Source organism: Luteimonas sp. Soil_C_5, assembly GCF_057656615.1.
The window spans coordinates 539,775-556,993 of sequence record NZ_JBDGKA010000003.1; the positions used below are offsets into that span (position 1 = coordinate 539,775).

A 17,219-nucleotide genomic window follows, 5' to 3' on the forward strand; every position below is an offset into this window, starting at 1 on the left:
TCGCGTTGTGGGCTGCCCGACGCGGCTTGCGATCGCCGCGTGTCGCGGCACCGCGCCCTACCCCGCGATCGGCGACACCGCCTAGACTTCGGTCATGTCCGCATTCGCAGCCCGCCTCCTCTATCTGCTTGCCACCTGCATCGGTGCGCTTCCCGCGCCGGTGCTGCGCGCGATCGCCGCGTCGGTCGCCACCCTCGGCCGCCTGGCCGGCAGTCGCGAAAGCCGGGTCGCGCTGCGCAATCTGGAACTCGCCTACCCCGAGCTGTCGCCGGACGAGCGCAGCGCCCTGCAGCGCGCGATCCTGCGCACGACCGCGCTGCAGACGCTGGAGACGCTGCGCTTCTGGACCCGTCCGCACGCCCGCAACCTGGGCGCGCTGCGCGAGCAGCATGGCGTCGGCCTGTTCGATGCAGCGCTGGCGTCGGGGCGTGGCCTGATCGTGGTCGCGCCGCACCACGGCAACTGGGAGCTGCTGAACCAGTGGCTGGCCGCGCGCACGCCGATCTCGATCCTCTACCGCGCCCCGGATTCGGCGATCGGCGAGGCCTTCCTGCGCCTGGTGCGCGCCGGCGTTCCGGACCGCGTGCGCCAGGTGCGCGCCGAAGGGCCGGCGGTGCGCCAGCTGTGGAAGACGCTCAAGGACGGCGGCGTGGTCGGCATCCTGCCCGACCAGCAGCCCAAGGCCGGCGATGGCGTGTTCGCACCGTTCTTCGGCATGCCGGCACTGACGATGACCCTGGTCTCGCGACTGGCCGAGCGCACCGGCGCCGAAGTGCTGTACGCCTGGTGCGAGCGCATCGGCGACGGGCCGGAGTTCGCGCTGCACGTCGAATCCGCGCCCGATGGCATCGCCGATGCCGATCCGCAGCGGGCGGCCGCTGCGCTCAATGCCGGCGTCGAGCACATCGCGCGCCGCGACCCCGCGCAGTACCAGTGGACCTACAAGCGCTACAAGGCGCGGCCGTCGGGCTCCCATGACGACAACCCCTATCTCGACCTGGAACGCCGCCGATGAGCACGCGCCGATGACCGCCAGCGATTCCGACGCGCCGCTGCCACCGCCGCTGCCCCCGATCGCCCCGCCCGCACCCGACGTCTCCGTCGAAACCGATGTCTGGCAGCCGCTGCCGGTCCGGGCGCGCACGCTGACGACGCTCTCCACACTGATCGGCACGCTGTTGCCGCTGACCATCGTGCTCGGTGTCGGCACCCTCGCCAATGTGCGCGCGCCGCTGTCGCTGGCGACCCACGGACTGTCGTTCGCGCTCACCGGCGCGGCGCTGGTCCTGATTCCCGCGTGGACGGTATGGATCGCACGGCGACGCTGGCTGCGCACGCGCTGGCGCCTCGACGACGACGGCTTCGGCATCCGCCGCGGGCACATGTGGCGCAGCGACACGCGCGTGCCGGGTTCGCGCGTGCAGCATCTGGACATCCGCCGCGGTCCGCTGGAGCGCGCGTTCGGCCTGTCCACCCTGACCGTGCATACCGCGGGCACGCGCAACAGCGCGGTCACCGTATCCGGACTCGACCACGCCGAAGCCGAACGCCTGCGCGATGCGCTGGCCGCACGCGCCGCCCGCGACGACGACCATGACGACACCTGAGGCGGCCGAGGCGCTGCTGCCGGCGGACGTCGAACGCCGCCTGCATCCCGGCTCCTGGCTGTTCGTGCTGCTGCAGAACCTGCGGCAGTTCATCGTGCCGCTCGCGGTGCTGCTGTTCGCCGGCGGCCGAAGCGACAACGGTTACCCGTGGTGGCTGCCGATGATCGGCGTCGGCGCACTGGTGGTGGTGTCGATCTGGCAGTACCTGACGTTCCGCTACCGCATCACCGACGACCGCCTGGTCGTGCGCAGCGGACTGCTGGCGCGCAGCGTGCGGCAGATTCCGTATTCGCGCATCCACAACGTCGCCATCCACCAGTCGCTGCTGCACCGCCTGCTCGGCGTGGCCGAGGTCCGGCTGGAATCGGCGGGCGGCACCAGGCCGGAGGCGCAGATGCGGGTGCTGCGGCTGCCCGAGGCGCTGGCGCTGGAGCAGCTGATCCGCGATCGCGGCCACGCGACGGACACCGCCGCGCCCGACAGCACGGCACCGGTCGGCGACACACTGCTGACGCTGTCCACGCGGGAAGTCGTCAAGCTGGGGCTGATCTCCAACCGCGGCATGATCGTCGTCGCCGGCGGCATCGCGCTGTCGTTCCAGGTCATGCCCGAGCGCGCGATGGGGCGTTGGCTGGTCGAGTACGGCCGCGAGGCCTTCGGCTACGCCAGCGGATTCGCCACCACGTGGATCGCCAAGGCGCTGGTGGTGATGGCCCTGGTCGCCGTGGCGCTGGCGCTGATCCGCGCGTTTTCGGTCCTGCTGGCGCTGGTGCGCTATCACGGCTTCCGGCTGCAGCGGCAGGGCCGCCGGCTGACGGTCGAGCGCGGACTGCTGAGCCGCTCGCGCAGCAGCGTGCCGCGCCGGCGCATCCAGGCCTGGACGCTGACCGAAAGCGTGCTGCACCGGCTGTTCGCACGTCGCATGCTGGAGATCGACACCGCCAGCGCGCGCGGCGGCGACGGCCAGGGCGACGCCAACGGACAGCGCGGCCTGGATGCCCTGGCGCCGATCGCGCCGCCGGACACCTGCGACGCGATCCTGCGCGACGTGGCGAAGCTGGCGAACTGGCCGCCCGCGGCGTGGCAACCGCTGCATCCGCGTGCCTGGCAGCGCCTGCTTGCAGGCGATCTGGTGGTGACCGCGGTGCTGTGCGTGGTGCTGGCGTGGTTCTTCCAGTGCTGGGGTGCGCTGGGCCTGCTGTGGCTGCCGTGGTCGACGTTCGTCGCGCGCCGGCATGCCGAACGCGCCGGCTATGCGATCGATGACACCCTGGTCGCGGTACGCGAAGGCTGGTGGAGCCGGCACTGGCGCCTGGCGGAGATCGACAAGCTGCAGGCGGTGGAGCTGCGCCAGTCGCCGCTGGATCGCCGCTACGGTATGGCCTCGGTGTGGCTCGACACCGCCGGCGCCGGCGCGATGGCGCCGCAGCTGCGGCTGCGGTTCCTGCCGCTGGACGAGGCCCGGCACGTCCATGCGCGGCTCGCGGCGGCGATCGCGCGCAGGCCCCTGCGCTGGTGATCCTGGGCGCCGGCATCCGGCCAGCCATTCTTCAGCTGACGCTGGATAGGGTGGCGTCTGACCGCCCTGCCACTGGAATCCACATGGCCATCCGCCTGCTGCCTGCCCTGACTCTCGCCGCATTCGCGCTGTCGATGGGAGGCGTCGTGCACGCCGCCCCCCAAGATCACGACCGCCGGAATTCCAGCGACCGCGACGGTCGCTATGACCGTGGTGACCGCTACGACCGCGACCGGGACCGGGACCGCGGCGGCCGTGGCGACCGCAACAGCGGCTCGATCACCGTCTACGAACACGCCGATTTCCGCGGCCGCTCGCAATCGTTCGACCGCGGCATCCGCAACCTCAAGAGTGTCGGCATGAACGACATGATCAGCTCGGTCCAGCTGCGCGGCACCTGGGAGGTCTGCGAGCACGAGGACTACAACGGCCGCTGCGAGACCCTGTCGCGCGACGTGCGCAACTTCGAGCGCAGTGGTCTGAACGACCGCATTTCCTCGCTGCGTCCGGCGGAAGGACGCCGCCGCGGTCGCTGAAGCCGGTGGCTGCCTGGGAGCCAGCGTCAGCGTCCTCGGGCAGCCGCGATCTCCAGACTCGTCGACACGAGCCCAGTCCGGAACCGCCGGTCGCCTTCCACATAACGCGCACGCGCGGTCTCGCGCATCCGCGTGATCGCGGCATCGTCGAGCGCAAGCGCCTGTGCAACGCCCGCTTCGATGCCGGCGACATCGACGATGAAGCGCTCGGTCAGGCCTTCCTGCCGGCGACCGGCCGGCGTCAGCAGCACGCCGCAGTCCGGGGTCACCAGTTCATTCATCGGTGCACCGTCCGTCGCGAGCACGATCGCCCCGGCCGACAGCGCTTCGTTGAGGTAATGGCCGAAACCTTCCATCTCGGATGGACACAGGTGGAACAGGCTGCGGTTCTGCAGCCGGCGCAGCGCGGCGTCATCGATGTATTCCAGACGGTGCGCGACGTTCGCGCTGTCGACCCGGCGCTTCGCCGTCTTCGGGTTCTGCACGACCGTGAGTTGCGGCCACTCGGGATGCAGCGCCCAGGCGTCGAGCACCGCTTCGGTGCCCTTCGCGCTGCTGCGCCCGGCGAGGTGGAAGAACTCGCGCACGCGCTCCACGCCGGGGTCGAAGACATCGTCACTGGTGAACCCGATCTCGCGCACTTCGCAGCCCAGCGCCGAGAAGACGTCGGCGCCGTGGCGGGTCTTGCACAGCACCGCGTCGAAGCGGGGCAGGAACCGGCGCCATTTGTCCTGGAACCATTCCGGATTCGGAACCAGCAGATTGCAGGTGGCCAGCGGCAGGAACCGCGGATACACGCGCTCGAGAAAGATCTGCACGTCCACCCGCTTGCCCGCCGCGTGGCGCAGCCGCTGTCCGAACTCCATGCAGCGGTCGAGCATCCGGTTGCCGCCATAGGCCACCACCTCCACGGCATGTCCGGCGTCGCGGAACAGCCCGGCCACCAGGGCCATGTCGCGAGTCAGCCCGACGCCGTTGTCGCGGGAAATGATGCGGATATTCGCCATGCGCCGGCCGGGGTCCTGGAAGTTCATGCCGCGCAGGATGCCCGATGCGTTGCGGCATGGCGATCAGCGGCAGCGGCGCGCCTCCGATATCATCGATCGCATGTCTGCAGCCCTTCCCATCTCCGGTGTCGTCATCACGAAGAACGAGGGCGACCGCATCGGCCGCTGCCTCGATTCCATGCGCGGACTGTGCGCGGAACTGGTCGTCGTCGATTCCGGTTCGAGCGACGACACCGTCGCGGTCGCGGCTGCGCACGGCGCGCGCGTGGTGCACCAGGACTGGCTGGGCTACGCGGCGCAGAAGACCTTCGCCAACACCCTGGCCACGCACGACTGGCTGCTGCTGCTCGACGCCGACGAGTGGCTGTCGCCGGGCACGGACGCGACGATCCGCGCGCTGTTCGCCAGCGGCCGCGTCGAAGCCGCCGATGCCTGGCTGCTGACGCGGCGCAACTGGTTCCTCGGTCATCGCCTGCGCGGCGGCGAGCCGATGGAACGCCTGGTACGCGGGGGCTGGCGCTATCTGCCGTCGCAGGTGCACGAACGCCCGGATCTCGAAGGCAAGACGGTCGCGAAGCTCGACGCCGATTTCGAACACGACACCTCGCGCAGTCATGCCGAGCACATCGCCAAGCTGTCGAAATACGCCGCGCTGTGGGCGCAGCAGCGGCGCGATGCCGGCAAGCGCGCCAACGCGGTTGACGGTCCGCTGCACGCGGCGGCCTACCTGCTCAAGCAGTACCTGCTGCGTGGCGCCTTCATCGACGGCGCGGCCGGCTGGCGCTTCCACAGGGCGCAGGCGGATTACGTGCTGGAAAAGTACCGGCGGTTGCGCGCGCTGTCCTGAGTGCGTGCGCCGGTGGACGTGCGCGTACGCGTGAGCGACCGGTCCTGGCGAAGCACCATTGCGCGCAGACGCGCGCCCGCATCGGGTCGCGCGCTCAGCGCCTGGGGCCGTGCACCAGTCCGAATTCGGTCCACGTCAGCCGACCGGCCTTCACCGCGTCGCGGATCTTCTGGTTGGCGGCCTTCATTTCCGGCTTCACGTAGCCACGCGCGTGGTCGAGATGGATGCACACGGCCGAGAACCGGATCTGCTTGCCGGTGACGCCGGCATTGGCGAGGCGCTCGCCCAGTTCAAGATCCTCGCCGCCGTAGGTCATGCGCTCGTCGAAGCCGTTGACGCGCACCAGATCGGCCTTCCAGCCCGATGCGTTGTTGCCGGCCCAGCGCGGCGGCGTCGGCGTGGTGGCATTGAGCAGGCGCTCGCGCCAGCCGGGCCGCGCCCACAGTTTCAGCGAGCGCTTCTTGCGCGGCAGGCCATTTGCCGCCAGCCATGCAAGATCGGTATGCAGTCCGCGGGCGATGACGTCACGGTCGATCTTCAGGCTGACGTCCATCGGCAGCTTGCAGTAGCCGCCGCCGAGATACCGCCCCGGCTCGCGCAGGCGCAGGTGCTGGCTGACGAAGTCCGCGCGCGGCACGCAGTCGCCATCGGAGACGATCACGTAATCGGACTGCGCCGCTTCGATGCCGCGGTTGAGGATGGTGCATTTGCGGAAGCCGGCGTCCGCGTGCCAGACATGGCGCACCGGAAACGGCAATTCGGGCGCCATCCGCGCGACCAGGTCGCCCACCGCAGGACCGGAGCCGTCGTCGGTGACGATCAGTTCGAAATCCGTACGGTCCTGGCGCGCATAGCCCCACAGGCAGCGTTGCAGCCAGTCGGCGTTGTTGTAGGCGCTGATGATCAGACTGGCGGCGGGCATCGACATGCCGGCGATTCTAAACCGGGCCGGTCCAACCGGTCCGAGACGCCCCCGGCCGTCGCAACCGTCGCCGCGCTGCCCGGCTAGCCCGCGCGGACCAGCCGCGCATAGAAGAAGCCGTCCATGCCGTCGTCGCCCGGTAACCGTTGGTGACCCGCGCCGGTGTCGCGGCCGAAACGCGGATCCAGCGGTGCCAGCGCGAAATCCGCATGCCGCGCGAGGAAGGCCTCGACCTGCGCGGTGTTCTCGCGGCGCAGGATCGAGCAGGTCGCGTACAGCAGCGTGCCGCCGGGGGCGACGACCTCGGCCAGGGCATCGAGCAGGCCGGCCTGCAGTTCGACCAGCGCGTCGATGTCGCGCGGACGCCGGTGCAGCAGCACGTCCGGCTGGCGGCGCACGATGCCGGTCGCCGAGCACGGCGCGTCGAGCAGCACCGCATCGAAGGGCACGCCGTCCCACCAGCGCCCCACCTGCAGCGCATCGACCGTGCGCAGCGATGCGCGCTCACCGACGCCCAGGCGGGCGAAGGTCTCGGCGATCCGCTCCACGCGGCGTTGCACGACGTCCAGCGCGGTCAGCCGCAGCGCGGGATCGCGTTCCAGCAGATGCGCACTCTTGCCGCCGGGCGCCGCGCAGGCGTCGAGTACGCGGGCGCCGGCCGGCGCGGCCAGGGCCTCGGCGACCCGCTGCGCCGCGCCGTCCTGGATCGACACATCGCCGTCCGCGAAACCGGGCAGCGCGTCGACCGGAACGGGCGTCGCGAGCCGCAGGGCATCGGGCATGTTCTCGGGCACGTCGACCTGCAGGCCTGCATCGATCATCCGCGCGGCATAAGCCTCGCGCGTGCCGCGGCGACGGTTGACCCGCAGCCACTGCGGCGCGGCGGCCGCGCTCTGGTCGAGGATCGCAGCGATGTCCTGCGGCCAGTCGCCGCGCACTTTGGCGAGCAGCCAGGCCGGCCAGGCCGCGCCGGGATCGGCGGCCGGCAATCCGTCCTTCTGCGCGCGCCGCAGCAGCGCGTTGACCAGCTTGGCCTGGTGCGCGCGCCCGATCAGACGCGCGGCGTCGACGGTCGCATTGAGCGCGGCATGCGCTGGCAGCCCCATCGGATCGAGCTGCGCGAAGCCCGCGAACAGCAGCGCGCGCAGCGGCGCTTCGCGCTGCGGCAAGGGACGCGGCATCCACGCCGACAGCGCCGCGGCGTAGCGGCCCTGATGGCGGATCGCCGCGAAGGCCATGGCTTCGACCAGCGCGCGGTCGCGCACGTCATCGATGTCCGAAAGCGCCGTCGACAGTTCGCCCTTCAGCGAACGGCCGTGATGCAGCACCGCGTCGATGACCCGCGACGCCGCGGCCCGTGCAGGCGCGCCCTGATCCACGTCAGGCGCCGACGCCGCGCAGGTCGCTGCGCGCGTTGAGGTAGTCGGCCACATCGATCGCGCGGCCACCGGCGCGCTGCACGCGCAGCAGGCGCAACGCGCCTTCGCCGCAGGCGATGTCGATCCCCTGACGCCCGGCGAACAACACCGTGCCCGGCGCCTGTGCATGGGCCAGCGGCAACGCGGTCGCGGCATGGATGCGTATGCGTTCGCCGGCGACCTCGGCCTCGGCCACCGGCCACGGATTGAAGGCGCGCACGGTATCGGCAAGCGCCGACGCCTGGCGCGACCAGTCCAGCCGCGCCTCGGCCTTGTCCAGCTTGTGCGCGTAGGTGACGCCCTGCTCGGGCTGCACGCCCGGGCCCAGGCGCATGCCTGCGCGCAGCAGGCCGAGGCCATCGGCCAGCACCTGCGCACCCAGAGCGGCCAGGCGGTCGTGCAGGCTGCCGCCGGTGTCTTCGGGGGTGATCGGCGTGGTCTGGCGCAGCAGCACCGGGCCGGTGTCGAGCCCCTTTTCCATCTGCATCAGGCAGACACCGGTCTCGGTATCGCCGGCCTGGATGGCGCGCTGGATCGGCGCCGCACCGCGCCAGCGCGGCAGCAGCGAAGCATGCACGTTCCAACAGCCGTACTTCGGAATGTCGAGTACCGCCTGCGGCAGCAGCAGTCCGTAGGCGACGACGATCATCAGGTCGGGCTCGAACGCGCGCAGGGTGTCCAGCACCTCGGCGCCGCGCAGGCGCTCGGGCTGGTGCACGGGCAGGCCGCGCTCGATGGCCGCCTGCTTGACCGGCGACGCGGTCAGCGCACGGCCGCGACCGGCGGGACGATCGGGCTGGGTGTAGACGGCGACGACCTCGTTGCGCCCATCGGCGGCCAGCAGCGAAGGAACGGCGAAGTCGGGCGTGCCGGCGAAGACGAGTTTCATAGAGGCCGTGATTGGGGATTCGGAATTGGGGATTCGGAACGGCGACGGGCGGGATGCGGACCCTTTCCGAATCCCCAATTCCCAATCGCTATTCCCGGCCCTTGCGCATCTTCTCGAGCTTCTTCAGCGCGCGGTCGCGCTTGAGCGGCGACAGATAATCGATGAAGAGCTTGCCGTCGAGATGGTCCAGCTCGTGCTGCACGCAGGTCGCCAGCAGGCCGTCGACGGTCATCTCGAACGGCTTGCCGTTGCGGTCGAAGGCCTCGACGACGATGCCGTCGGCGCGGGTCACATCGGCGAACACGCCCGGGATCGACAGGCATCCCTCGGCATGCACGCGCAAGTCGGCGGAGCGGTCGCGGATGGTCGGATTGACGAACACCAGCGGCTGGTCGCGGCCCTCGGTGACGTCGATCACCATGAAGCGCTCGAACACGTCGACCTGTGTGGAGGCCAGGCCGATGCCCGGCGCCTCGTACATGGTCTGGAACATGTCGTCGAGCAGACGCTGGAACGCGGGGTCGGCGAAGCGGTCGGTGGCCAGGGGCGCGGCGTGCTTGCGCAGCCCGGCATGGGGATATTCGAGGATCGGAAGCAGGGCCATGGTGTCGAACAGCGAAGGCGGTCACAGCCGCGAGGACGAAACCGCGATTGTACCGTGCCGCACACTTGCCTCCGCGCGACCCTTTCAGGCTATATTGCGCCGCTGCAAGGGGAAAACTTCAAGGGGAGCAACACGATGGCCGGCAGGCTTCAGCGCCTTTCAAGGTCGCTTCGCACGGTTTGCGCCGTCGCGCTGCTGACCGTTACGTCCTATGCCGCTGCGCAACAGATGCGCGGCGACCATCCGGATACCTATGTCGTGGTACGGGGTGACACCCTCTGGGGTATCGCCGGCCGGTTCCTCGACAAGCCGTGGCTGTGGCCGGAAATCTGGCAGGCCAATCCGCAGATCGCCAACCCGCATCTGATCTACCCGGGCGACATCATCAGCCTGGCGTATCTCAACCGGGTCACGCTGCAGCCGGGCCCACGCGCGCCGACCGAAGCGCCGATCAATGCGATCTCGCTGTCGGACATCGAGCCGTTCCTCAAGAACCGCAGCATCGTGTTCGACTTCGACCAGCTGCCGTACGTGGTGGCCGCCGAGGACTCCCGTCTGCGCGGCAGCGTCGAGCGCGACATCTACGTCAAGGGTCTGGGCGACGCCCAGCCCGGTCAGCGTTACGCCGTGCAGCGCGCGGCGACCGAGTTCTACGGTGCACGCCGGACGCGTGACCTCGATTACCGCGGCAAGCGCATCCCGGGCGAAAGCAACCTGTGGCGCGAGACCACGCCGCGCCAGCGGGGCCAGGACGCGTTCCTCGGCTACGAGATGGTGCAGATGGGCGTGGGCACCGTCGTGCGGGGTCCGACCCCGGACAGCGACGTGTCGACGCTGACTCTGGACAACGACGGCTTCGAAGCGCGTCCGGGCGATCGCCTGGTGCCGGTGAACCCGCAGCCCTACGACCTGCAGTTCTTCCCGCACGCACCGGTCGCCGACGCACTCGCGACCGATCCGCAGGTGCTGGCCGTGGCCGACGCGCTGATCACCGGCGGTCCGCGCGACGTCATCGCGATTTCGGCGGGTCATCAGAACGGCATCGACAACGGCACCGTGTTCTCGGTGTGGCGTGAGGGTTCGAACGTCGTCGATCGCGTCCGCCATCCCAACACCTCGCGCATCACCGAGTCGCCGGAAGCCGGCACCCGCCGCGACCGCATGCCCGACGAATACGCCGCGCACGCGATGGTCTTCCTGACCTACGACTTCGTGAGCTACGCGCTGATCATGGAAGGCACCAAGCCGGTCCAGACCGGTTACCGGTTGAAGCACCCGGACGCGCAGTACTGACGTCCGCGGAGATCCGCTTCCAGAGAACGGCGCCTTCGGGCGCCGTTCTGCGTTTCGGGACACCGGACTATCCCTACTCCGCCGCCGTCACGGCGCCGACTGCCTGCCGACGCGACCGGTCCCTAGCCTCGGGTCATGCCGACCCTACTCACCGATGACGACGCGCTGCTGCGCCTGATCCATGCAGGCGGCGCAACCGCGCCGCGACGACGGCTGCTCGAGCAGGCCGGCGCGCCTGTCGCCGCACTGGACGCCGGCGCTGAGGCCTGGCGCGCGGTCGGCCTGGATGCCGCCCAGCAGCACGCGCTGCGCCAGCCCGATACCGCAGTCGCACGCTCGAACGAGTGGCTGACGGCGCAGCCCGCACGCCGGCTGATCGGCTGGCACGATCCCGACTATCCGGCGCTGCTGCGGCGCGCGCCCAATCCGCCGCTGGCGCTGTTCGTCGATGGCGACCCGATGCTGTTGTGGCGCCCGGGTATCGCGGTCGTCGGCAGCCGCGCGCCGACCGCCGGCGGACGCGACACCGCCGCACAGTTCGCCCGCAGATTCGTCGCCAGCGACCTGGTGGTGGTCAGTGGCCTGGCCAGCGGCATCGACGCCGCCGCGCATCTGGCCGCCCTGCAGGCGGGGGGTGCCACGGTCGCCGTGCTGGGCAGTGGCATCGACGTGGCCTACCCGCGCACCCACGCCGGCCTGCACGCACGGATCGCGGCCGAGGGCGCGGTGGTCAGCGAATACCCGCCGGGCACCCCTGCGCGGCGCGAGCAGTTCCCCAGCCGCAACCGCATCGTGGCCGGCCTGGCGCTCGGCACCCTGGTGGTCGAGGCCGCGCACCGGTCCGGCGCCCTCATCACCGCACGGCTGGCGGCCGAGGCCGGGCGCGAGGTCTTCGCGATCCCGGGCTCGATCCACAACCCGATGGCGCGCGGCTGCCACCGCCTGCTGCGCGACGGCGCCCAGCTGGTGGAATCGGCCGAGGAGGTCGTGGCCGCCCTCGCACCGGTCGCCCGGTCACTGGCCGACGCCTTGCGCGCGCGCCTCGACGCCCCCATTCAGTGCACCGGAACGACTCGCCCACCGGCGCCGGCGGCCCGCGCGAGCCCGGACCCTGACTACAACAGGTTGTGGAACGCGCTGGCCTTCGACCCCATCGGTATGGATGACCTGGTGGACCGCAGCGGATTGACGGTGGCCCACGTGTCGGCCATGCTGCTGGTCATGGAGCTGGATGGACGAGTCGAAGCCGCACATGGTCGGTATTCCCGAAAGTCCTGACACACCGCGCCCGAGGGCGCAGGCCGGGGGGAAATGAAAGAAAGCATCCTGGATGTCCTGCTCTACCTGTTCGAACACTATTTCACCGAAGACGCGGATCTCGCCCGCGATCGCGACTCGCTCCAGAGCGGGCTGCTGCAGGCCGGTTTCAGCCCGGCCGAGGTCAGCAAGGCCTTCGACTGGCTGGATGCACTGGCCGATCAGCGCCCTGCGGTGCCGACCGTGCGCGCCGACGGCCCGACCCGGATCTACGCCGGGCCGGAACTCGACCGGCTGGACGTCGAATGCCGCGGATTCCTGCTGTTCCTCGAGCAGCATGGCGTGCTGGATGCCGACCAGCGCGAGCTGGTGCTGGACCGGGCGATGGCGCTCGACCAGGACGAGCTGGACCTGGACGACCTGAAATGGGTCGTGCTGATGGTGCTGTTCAACCAGCCCGGCAGCGAAGCGGCCTACGCGTGGATGGAAACGCAGATGTTCGCCGACGAGCCCGAGGTCGTGCACTGACGCGGCCCCGCATCGCGATCGGGAAAGGGCGCCGCAAGGCGCCTTTTCCATGTCCGGGTGCCGGTCCACGGTGCACGGCGGAGACGGTGGGATTCGCCGGTCCGGGAATTCGATCCGCTGCGGTACAGCCCGCGGCAGAAGCGTCGGCGCCTGCGCGGGAAACCGCGCCGGGCCGCCCCGCGGTCGACGCCGCCGCACGCCATCCGGTGACCTCAACCGCGACCCGACCCGCCGCGCTACAGGGATACCTGCACCGCATCGCGGCGCTGCTGCAGGCCAGGCCCGTCCTCCCACCTTTCAATGCTCCGCACAGGATCCGCATCCGATGACCGACTGGTACTACGCCGACGCCGCCCACAACCGCCAGGGCCCCGTGCCGACGGAGGCCCTGCAGCGCCTGCGCGAGACCGGGGCGATCGACGACGGCACCCTGGTCTGGCGCGATGGCCTGGACGGCTGGCAGCCGCTGCGCGCCATGGCCCATGAGTTGCCGGGGAATGTCGCCACGGAAGCCCCGATCGACCCCTGGGCGCCAGCGCAGCCTGATGCCACCCCGATCGAGGCCGCGCCGGCCGATGCCTGGCAGCCCGCCGCAGGCGCTGGCGATACGCGCGGCGCGTCCGACCCCTGGCAGGCGCAGGCGACGTCCCACCCCGCCTCGCCCTATGCAGCGCCGGTCGCGGCGGTGGACCGCCCCGACACCGTGGTCCACGGCGGCGAGGTGGTCTACGCGGGTTTCCGCAAGCGCCTGGCCGCCTACGTCATCGACAGCCTCATCGTCGGCGTCGCCTTCATGGTCATCAGCACCGTCGTGGGCGTGTTCCTGGGCGGCCTGATGGCGGTCAGCGGCAGCAGCGGCAACCTGGGCTTCGTGCTGCTGCAGGTGCTGATCCAGCTGTTCTCGATCGCGATCACCGCGCTGTACTACGCGTGGTTCCACGCCTCCCGGTCGATGGCGACGCCCGGCAAGATGGCGGTCGGGATCAAGGTCGTGCGCGTCCAGGGCGAGCGGATCAGCTTCCTGCGCGGCATCGGGCGCTATTTCGCCTCGCTGCTCAGCGGCCTGATCCTGTGCATCGGCTTCCTGATGGCCGCCTTCACCGCGCGCAAGCAGGGCCTGCACGACCTGATGTGCGACACCCTGGTGGTCGACCGCTGGGCCTTCACCGAGTACCCGCAGCTGCAGCGCCGCGAGCTGGGCACGGCGGCCATGATCGTGCTGATTCTGCTGGGCATCCTGGTCGGCCTGGGCGTGCTGGTGCTCGTTGCACTCGGCATCGCTTCCCTCGGCCGCTGAACCGCAGACGCAGGGATCGCTTGACAGCCCACCCCTCGCGTGATTCCACTATAAAAGCAACCGACCGCCCGGGGCCTGTCCCCGGGCGTCGTCATCTTCACCTTTTTTAGGGACGCGCCGACCGTCGTCGGGTCCCGGGACATCGTCCGCCATGGCCAAGAACCTCCTCATCGTCGAGTCGCCCGCCAAGGCGAAGACGATCAACAAGTACCTCGGCAAGGATTTCCAGGTCCTGGCGTCCTACGGGCATGTGCGCGATCTGGTGCCCAAGGAGGGTGCGGTCGATCCGACGCAGAACTTCGCGATGCGCTACGACCTGATCGAGAAGAACGAGAAGCACGTCGAGGCGATCGCCAAGGCGGCCAAAGCCGCCGAGGGCATCTTCCTGGCGACTGACCCGGATCGCGAGGGTGAGGCCATCAGCTGGCACATCGCCGAGATCCTCAGGGAGCGCGGCCTGCTCGAGGACCGCACGCTGCAACGCGTGGTGTTCACCGAAATCACCCCGCGCGCGATCAAGGAGGCGATGCTGCATCCGCGTTCCATCGCCGGCGATCTGGTCGACGCCCAGCAGGCGCGCCGCGCGCTGGATTACCTCGTCGGCTTCAACCTGTCGCCGGTGCTGTGGCGCAAGGTCCAGCGCGGCCTGTCGGCCGGCCGCGTGCAGTCGCCGGCGCTGCGCATGATCGTCGAGCGCGAGGAGGAGATCGAAGCCTTCATCGCGCGCGAGTACTGGTCGATCGACGCCGCGTGCGCGCACCAGGTGCAGCCGTTCACCGCGCGCCTGACCAAGCTCGACGGGCAGAAGTTCGAACAGTTCACCGTCACCGACGGCGACACCGCCGAATCGGCGCGGGCGCGCATCCAGGCCGCGGCCCAGGGCGCGCTGCACGTCACCGACGTCGGCGCCAAGGAGCGCAAGCGCCGCCCGGCCGCGCCGTTCACCACGTCCACGCTGCAGCAGGAAGGCGCGCGCAAGCTCGGCTTCACCACGCGCAAGACCATGCAGGTCGCGCAGAAGCTGTACGAGGGCGTGGCGATCGGCGAAGAAGGCACGGTCGGTCTGATCAGCTACATGCGTACCGACTCTGTGAGTCTGTCGCAGGACGCGCTGGGCGAGATCCGCGACGTCATCGCGCGCGATTTCGGCACCAGCTCGCTGCCCGACCAGCCCAATACCTACCAGACCAAGTCCAAGAACGCGCAGGAAGCGCATGAGGCCGTGCGCCCGACCTCCGCGCTGCGCACGCCGGCCCAGGTCGCGCGCTTCCTCACCGACGACGAGCGCCGCCTGTACGAACTGATCTGGAAGCGCACCGTCGCCTCGCAGATGATCCCGGCCACGCTCAACACCGTGTCGGTCGATCTGGCCGCCGGCAGCGAGCACAGCTTCCGCGCCAGTGGCACCACCGTCGTCGTCCCGGGCTTCCTGGCCGTGTACGAGGAAGGCAAGGACACCAAGGGCAAGGAAGACGAGGACGAAGGCCGCAAATTGCCTGCGATGAAGCCCGGTGACCGCGTGCCGCTGGACCGGATCATCGCCGAACAACACTTCACCCAGCCGCCGCCGCGCTTCACCGAAGCGGCGCTGGTCAAGGCGCTCGAGGAATACGGCATCGGCCGTCCGTCGACCTACGCCTCGATCATCCAGACGCTGCAGTTCCGCAAGTACGTCGAGATGGAAGGTCGCAGCTTCCGTCCGAGCGACGTCGGCCGCGCGGTGTCGAAGTTCCTGTCCAGCCACTTCACCCAGTACGTCGATTACGACTTCACCGCCAAGCTCGAGGACGACCTCGATGCGGTGAGCCGCGGCGAGGAAGACTGGATCCCGCTGATGGAGAAGTTTTGGGGTCCGTTCAAGGAGCTGGTCGACAACAAGTCCGAATCCGTCGATCGCAACGAGGCGACCGGTGCCCGCGAGCTGGGCACCGACCCCAAGACCGGCAAGCCGGTCAGCGTGCGCCTGGGCCGCTTCGGGCCGTATGCGGCGATCGGCAGCACCGCCGAGGACGCCGAGGACAAGCCCAAGTTCGCGTCGCTGCGCCCGGGCCAGTCGATGCACACGATCTCGCTCGAGGACGCGCTGGAGCTGTTCCTGATGCCGCGCGCGCTGGGCACCGACAAGGGCGAGGACGTCAGCGTCGGCATCGGCCGCTTCGGTCCCTTCGCCAAGCGCGGCAGCGTCTACGCCTCGCTGAAGAAGGAAGACGATCCGTACAAGATCGATCTCGCGCGTGCGGTGTTCCTGATCGAAGAGAAGGAAGAAATCGCGCGCAACCGGATCATCAAGGAATTCGACGGCAGCGACATCCAGGTGCTCAACGGCCGCTTCGGCCCGTACATCAGCGACGGCAAGCTCAACGGCAAGATCCCCAAGGATCGCGAGCCGGCGTCGCTGACGTTCGACGACGTGACCAGGCTGCTCGAAGAGACCGGCAAGCCGGTGCGCAAGGGCTTCGGCAAGAAGGCGCCGGCCAAGAAGGTCGCCGCGAAGAAGGAACCGGCTGCCAAGAAGGCCGCGACCAAGAAGGCGCCCGCGAAAAAAGCCGCCAAGAAGACTGCGAAGAAGGCCACCAGGAAGGTGGCGAAGAAAGCGGTCGCCGCGCCCGAGCCCGAGAAGTCGCTGCTGACGCCGGCCAAGGTCGTGCCGGGCAAGAAGCGTGTGGTGAAGGCGTCGGCCGACGACGCCCCGTTCTGACGGCAGCACGTTCACCGTCATGCCGCCGACCGTGCGCCTGGACGCCACCGACGCCGCCGCCGTGCTCGCACGCGGCGGCGTCGTCGCGTATCCCACCGAGGGCGTCTGGGGACTGGGCTGCGATCCCTTCGATCGCGTCGCCGTCCAGCGCGTGCTCGATCTCAAGCAGCGCCCGGTCGACAAGGGCGTGATCCTGGTCGCCGGCGATCCGGCGCAGCTCGACGGCATCGTCGACTGGACGCGTCTGGATCAAGCGCGTCGCGATGCCGTATCCGCCTCGTGGCCCGGACCCAATACCTGGGTGGTGCCGGCGCGCGGCGACGTGCCGGGCTGGATCACCGGCATCCATGCCAGCGTGGCCGTGCGCGTGAGCGCGCATCCGGATGTCGTCGCGTTGTGCGCCGCATTCGCGGGGCCACTGGTGTCGACCAGCGCCAACCTGACGGGACAGCCGTCCGCGGCCCGGTTCGAGCAGCTCGATCCGCATCTGCTGGCACAGGTGGACGGCGTACTGGCGGGCGAGACCGGAGGCCGTGCGCAGCCCTCGACGATCCGGGATGCCGTGACCGGCGCAGTCCTGCGCACCTGATGCTCCGCGCGCGATTGCGCGCGCGGATCGGGACTGTTTCCACGCCCACGAACCGCGCCACGACGCGCGCCGGAAATGTTGCATCTGCAACGAAGAAATCGCCTGTCTGCGCGGTTGTCGCACCGCACAAACTATGGTCTAGTCGACGGCCCGGCGTGGACGCGTTGCCGACAAGGATTTGGCGCACCGATCCCTGCGTCGGGCCCTT

General features: G+C 69.9%; 16 protein-coding genes. 11 read left to right on the forward strand and 5 right to left on the reverse strand.

Features of this window, described 5'->3' with window-relative positions:
• The first annotated feature begins 94 nt into the window (after window positions 1-94).
• The 4 genes from AC3A5K_RS10835 (at window position 95) to AC3A5K_RS10850 (ending at window position 3,662) form a co-directional block, all read left to right on the forward strand.
• Window positions 95-1,015 carry a lauroyl acyltransferase gene (locus AC3A5K_RS10835; RefSeq protein ID WP_487617528.1) on the forward strand — a complete coding sequence of 307 codons (921 nt, stop codon included), beginning with the start codon at window positions 95-97 and terminating at the stop codon, window positions 1,013-1,015.
• Window positions 975-1,607, forward strand: a complete 633-nt coding sequence (locus tag AC3A5K_RS10840) for a PH domain-containing protein (protein WP_487617529.1) — start codon at window positions 975-977, stop codon at window positions 1,605-1,607. The genes AC3A5K_RS10835 and AC3A5K_RS10840 overlap by 41 nt, the downstream gene beginning before the upstream one ends.
• A complete protein-coding gene (locus AC3A5K_RS10845; protein WP_487617530.1) occupies window positions 1,594-3,126 on the forward strand; it encodes a PH domain-containing protein in 1,533 nt (510 codons plus the stop codon). Before AC3A5K_RS10840 ends, AC3A5K_RS10845 begins: the two co-directional genes overlap by 14 nt.
• Window positions 3,127-3,209: 83 nt before the next feature.
• Window positions 3,210-3,662 (forward strand): beta/gamma crystallin-related protein, encoded by a 453-nt coding sequence (locus tag AC3A5K_RS10850; protein WP_487617531.1) that lies wholly within the window; start codon window positions 3,210-3,212, stop codon window positions 3,660-3,662.
• Window positions 3,663-3,688: 26 nt separating this feature from the next.
• Here AC3A5K_RS10850 and AC3A5K_RS10855 read toward each other — a convergent pair whose 3' ends face one another.
• Window positions 3,689-4,669 (reverse strand): glycosyltransferase, encoded by a 981-nt coding sequence (locus AC3A5K_RS10855; protein ID WP_487617532.1) that lies wholly within the window; start codon window positions 4,667-4,669, stop codon window positions 3,689-3,691.
• 100 nt (window positions 4,670-4,769) lie between these two features.
• On the opposite strand from AC3A5K_RS10855, the gene AC3A5K_RS10860 reads away from it, so the two are divergent.
• A complete protein-coding gene (locus AC3A5K_RS10860) occupies window positions 4,770-5,516 on the forward strand; it encodes a glycosyltransferase family 2 protein (protein ID WP_487617533.1) in 747 nt (248 codons plus the stop codon).
• Between the two features lie 94 nt (window positions 5,517-5,610).
• Here AC3A5K_RS10860 and AC3A5K_RS10865 read toward each other — a convergent pair whose 3' ends face one another.
• The 4 genes from AC3A5K_RS10865 to def form a co-directional block, all read right to left on the reverse strand.
• Entirely contained in the window at window positions 5,611-6,444 is an 834-nt protein-coding gene (locus AC3A5K_RS10865; protein ID WP_487617534.1) for a glycosyltransferase family 2 protein, read from the reverse strand.
• Window positions 6,445-6,521: 77 nt separating this feature from the next.
• Window positions 6,522-7,817, reverse strand: a complete 1,296-nt coding sequence (gene rsmB, locus AC3A5K_RS10870; protein ID WP_487617535.1) for a 16S rRNA (cytosine(967)-C(5))-methyltransferase RsmB — start codon at window positions 7,815-7,817, stop codon at window positions 6,522-6,524.
• 1 nt (window position 7,818) lies between these two features.
• On the reverse strand, window positions 7,819-8,745 hold the full coding sequence (gene fmt / locus AC3A5K_RS10875; protein ID WP_487617536.1) for a methionyl-tRNA formyltransferase: 927 nt from the start codon (window positions 8,743-8,745) through the stop codon (window positions 7,819-7,821).
• Window positions 8,746-8,833: 88 nt separating this feature from the next.
• Complete coding sequence (gene def, locus AC3A5K_RS10880; RefSeq protein ID WP_487617537.1) at window positions 8,834-9,349, reverse strand: peptide deformylase; 516 nt, start codon at window positions 9,347-9,349, stop codon at window positions 8,834-8,836.
• A gap of 135 nt (window positions 9,350-9,484) precedes the next feature.
• On the opposite strand from def, the gene AC3A5K_RS10885 reads away from it, so the two are divergent.
• From AC3A5K_RS10885 to tsaC, 6 genes are all read left to right on the forward strand, one after another.
• Window positions 9,485-10,642 (forward strand): LysM peptidoglycan-binding domain-containing protein, encoded by a 1,158-nt coding sequence (locus tag AC3A5K_RS10885; RefSeq protein WP_487617538.1) that lies wholly within the window; start codon window positions 9,485-9,487, stop codon window positions 10,640-10,642.
• A 135-nt stretch (window positions 10,643-10,777) separates the two neighbouring features.
• On the forward strand, window positions 10,778-11,920 hold the full coding sequence (dprA, locus tag AC3A5K_RS10890; RefSeq protein WP_487617539.1) for a DNA-processing protein DprA: 1,143 nt from the start codon (window positions 10,778-10,780) through the stop codon (window positions 11,918-11,920).
• Window positions 11,921-11,953: 33 nt separating this feature from the next.
• A complete protein-coding gene (locus AC3A5K_RS10895; protein ID WP_487617540.1) occupies window positions 11,954-12,427 on the forward strand; it encodes a DUF494 family protein in 474 nt (157 codons plus the stop codon).
• Between the two features lie 325 nt (window positions 12,428-12,752).
• Window positions 12,753-13,724 carry an RDD family protein gene (locus AC3A5K_RS10900; protein ID WP_487617541.1) on the forward strand — a complete coding sequence of 324 codons (972 nt, stop codon included), beginning with the start codon at window positions 12,753-12,755 and terminating at the stop codon, window positions 13,722-13,724.
• A gap of 151 nt (window positions 13,725-13,875) precedes the next feature.
• Window positions 13,876-16,422, forward strand: coding sequence for a DNA topoisomerase I (locus tag AC3A5K_RS10905; RefSeq protein ID WP_487617542.1), 2,547 nt, complete (start codon window positions 13,876-13,878; stop codon window positions 16,420-16,422).
• Window positions 16,423-16,441: 19 nt separating this feature from the next.
• Window positions 16,442-17,011 carry an L-threonylcarbamoyladenylate synthase type 1 TsaC gene (gene tsaC / locus AC3A5K_RS10910; RefSeq protein ID WP_487617543.1) on the forward strand — a complete coding sequence of 190 codons (570 nt, stop codon included), beginning with the start codon at window positions 16,442-16,444 and terminating at the stop codon, window positions 17,009-17,011.
• The last annotated feature ends 208 nt before the right edge of the window (window positions 17,012-17,219 follow it).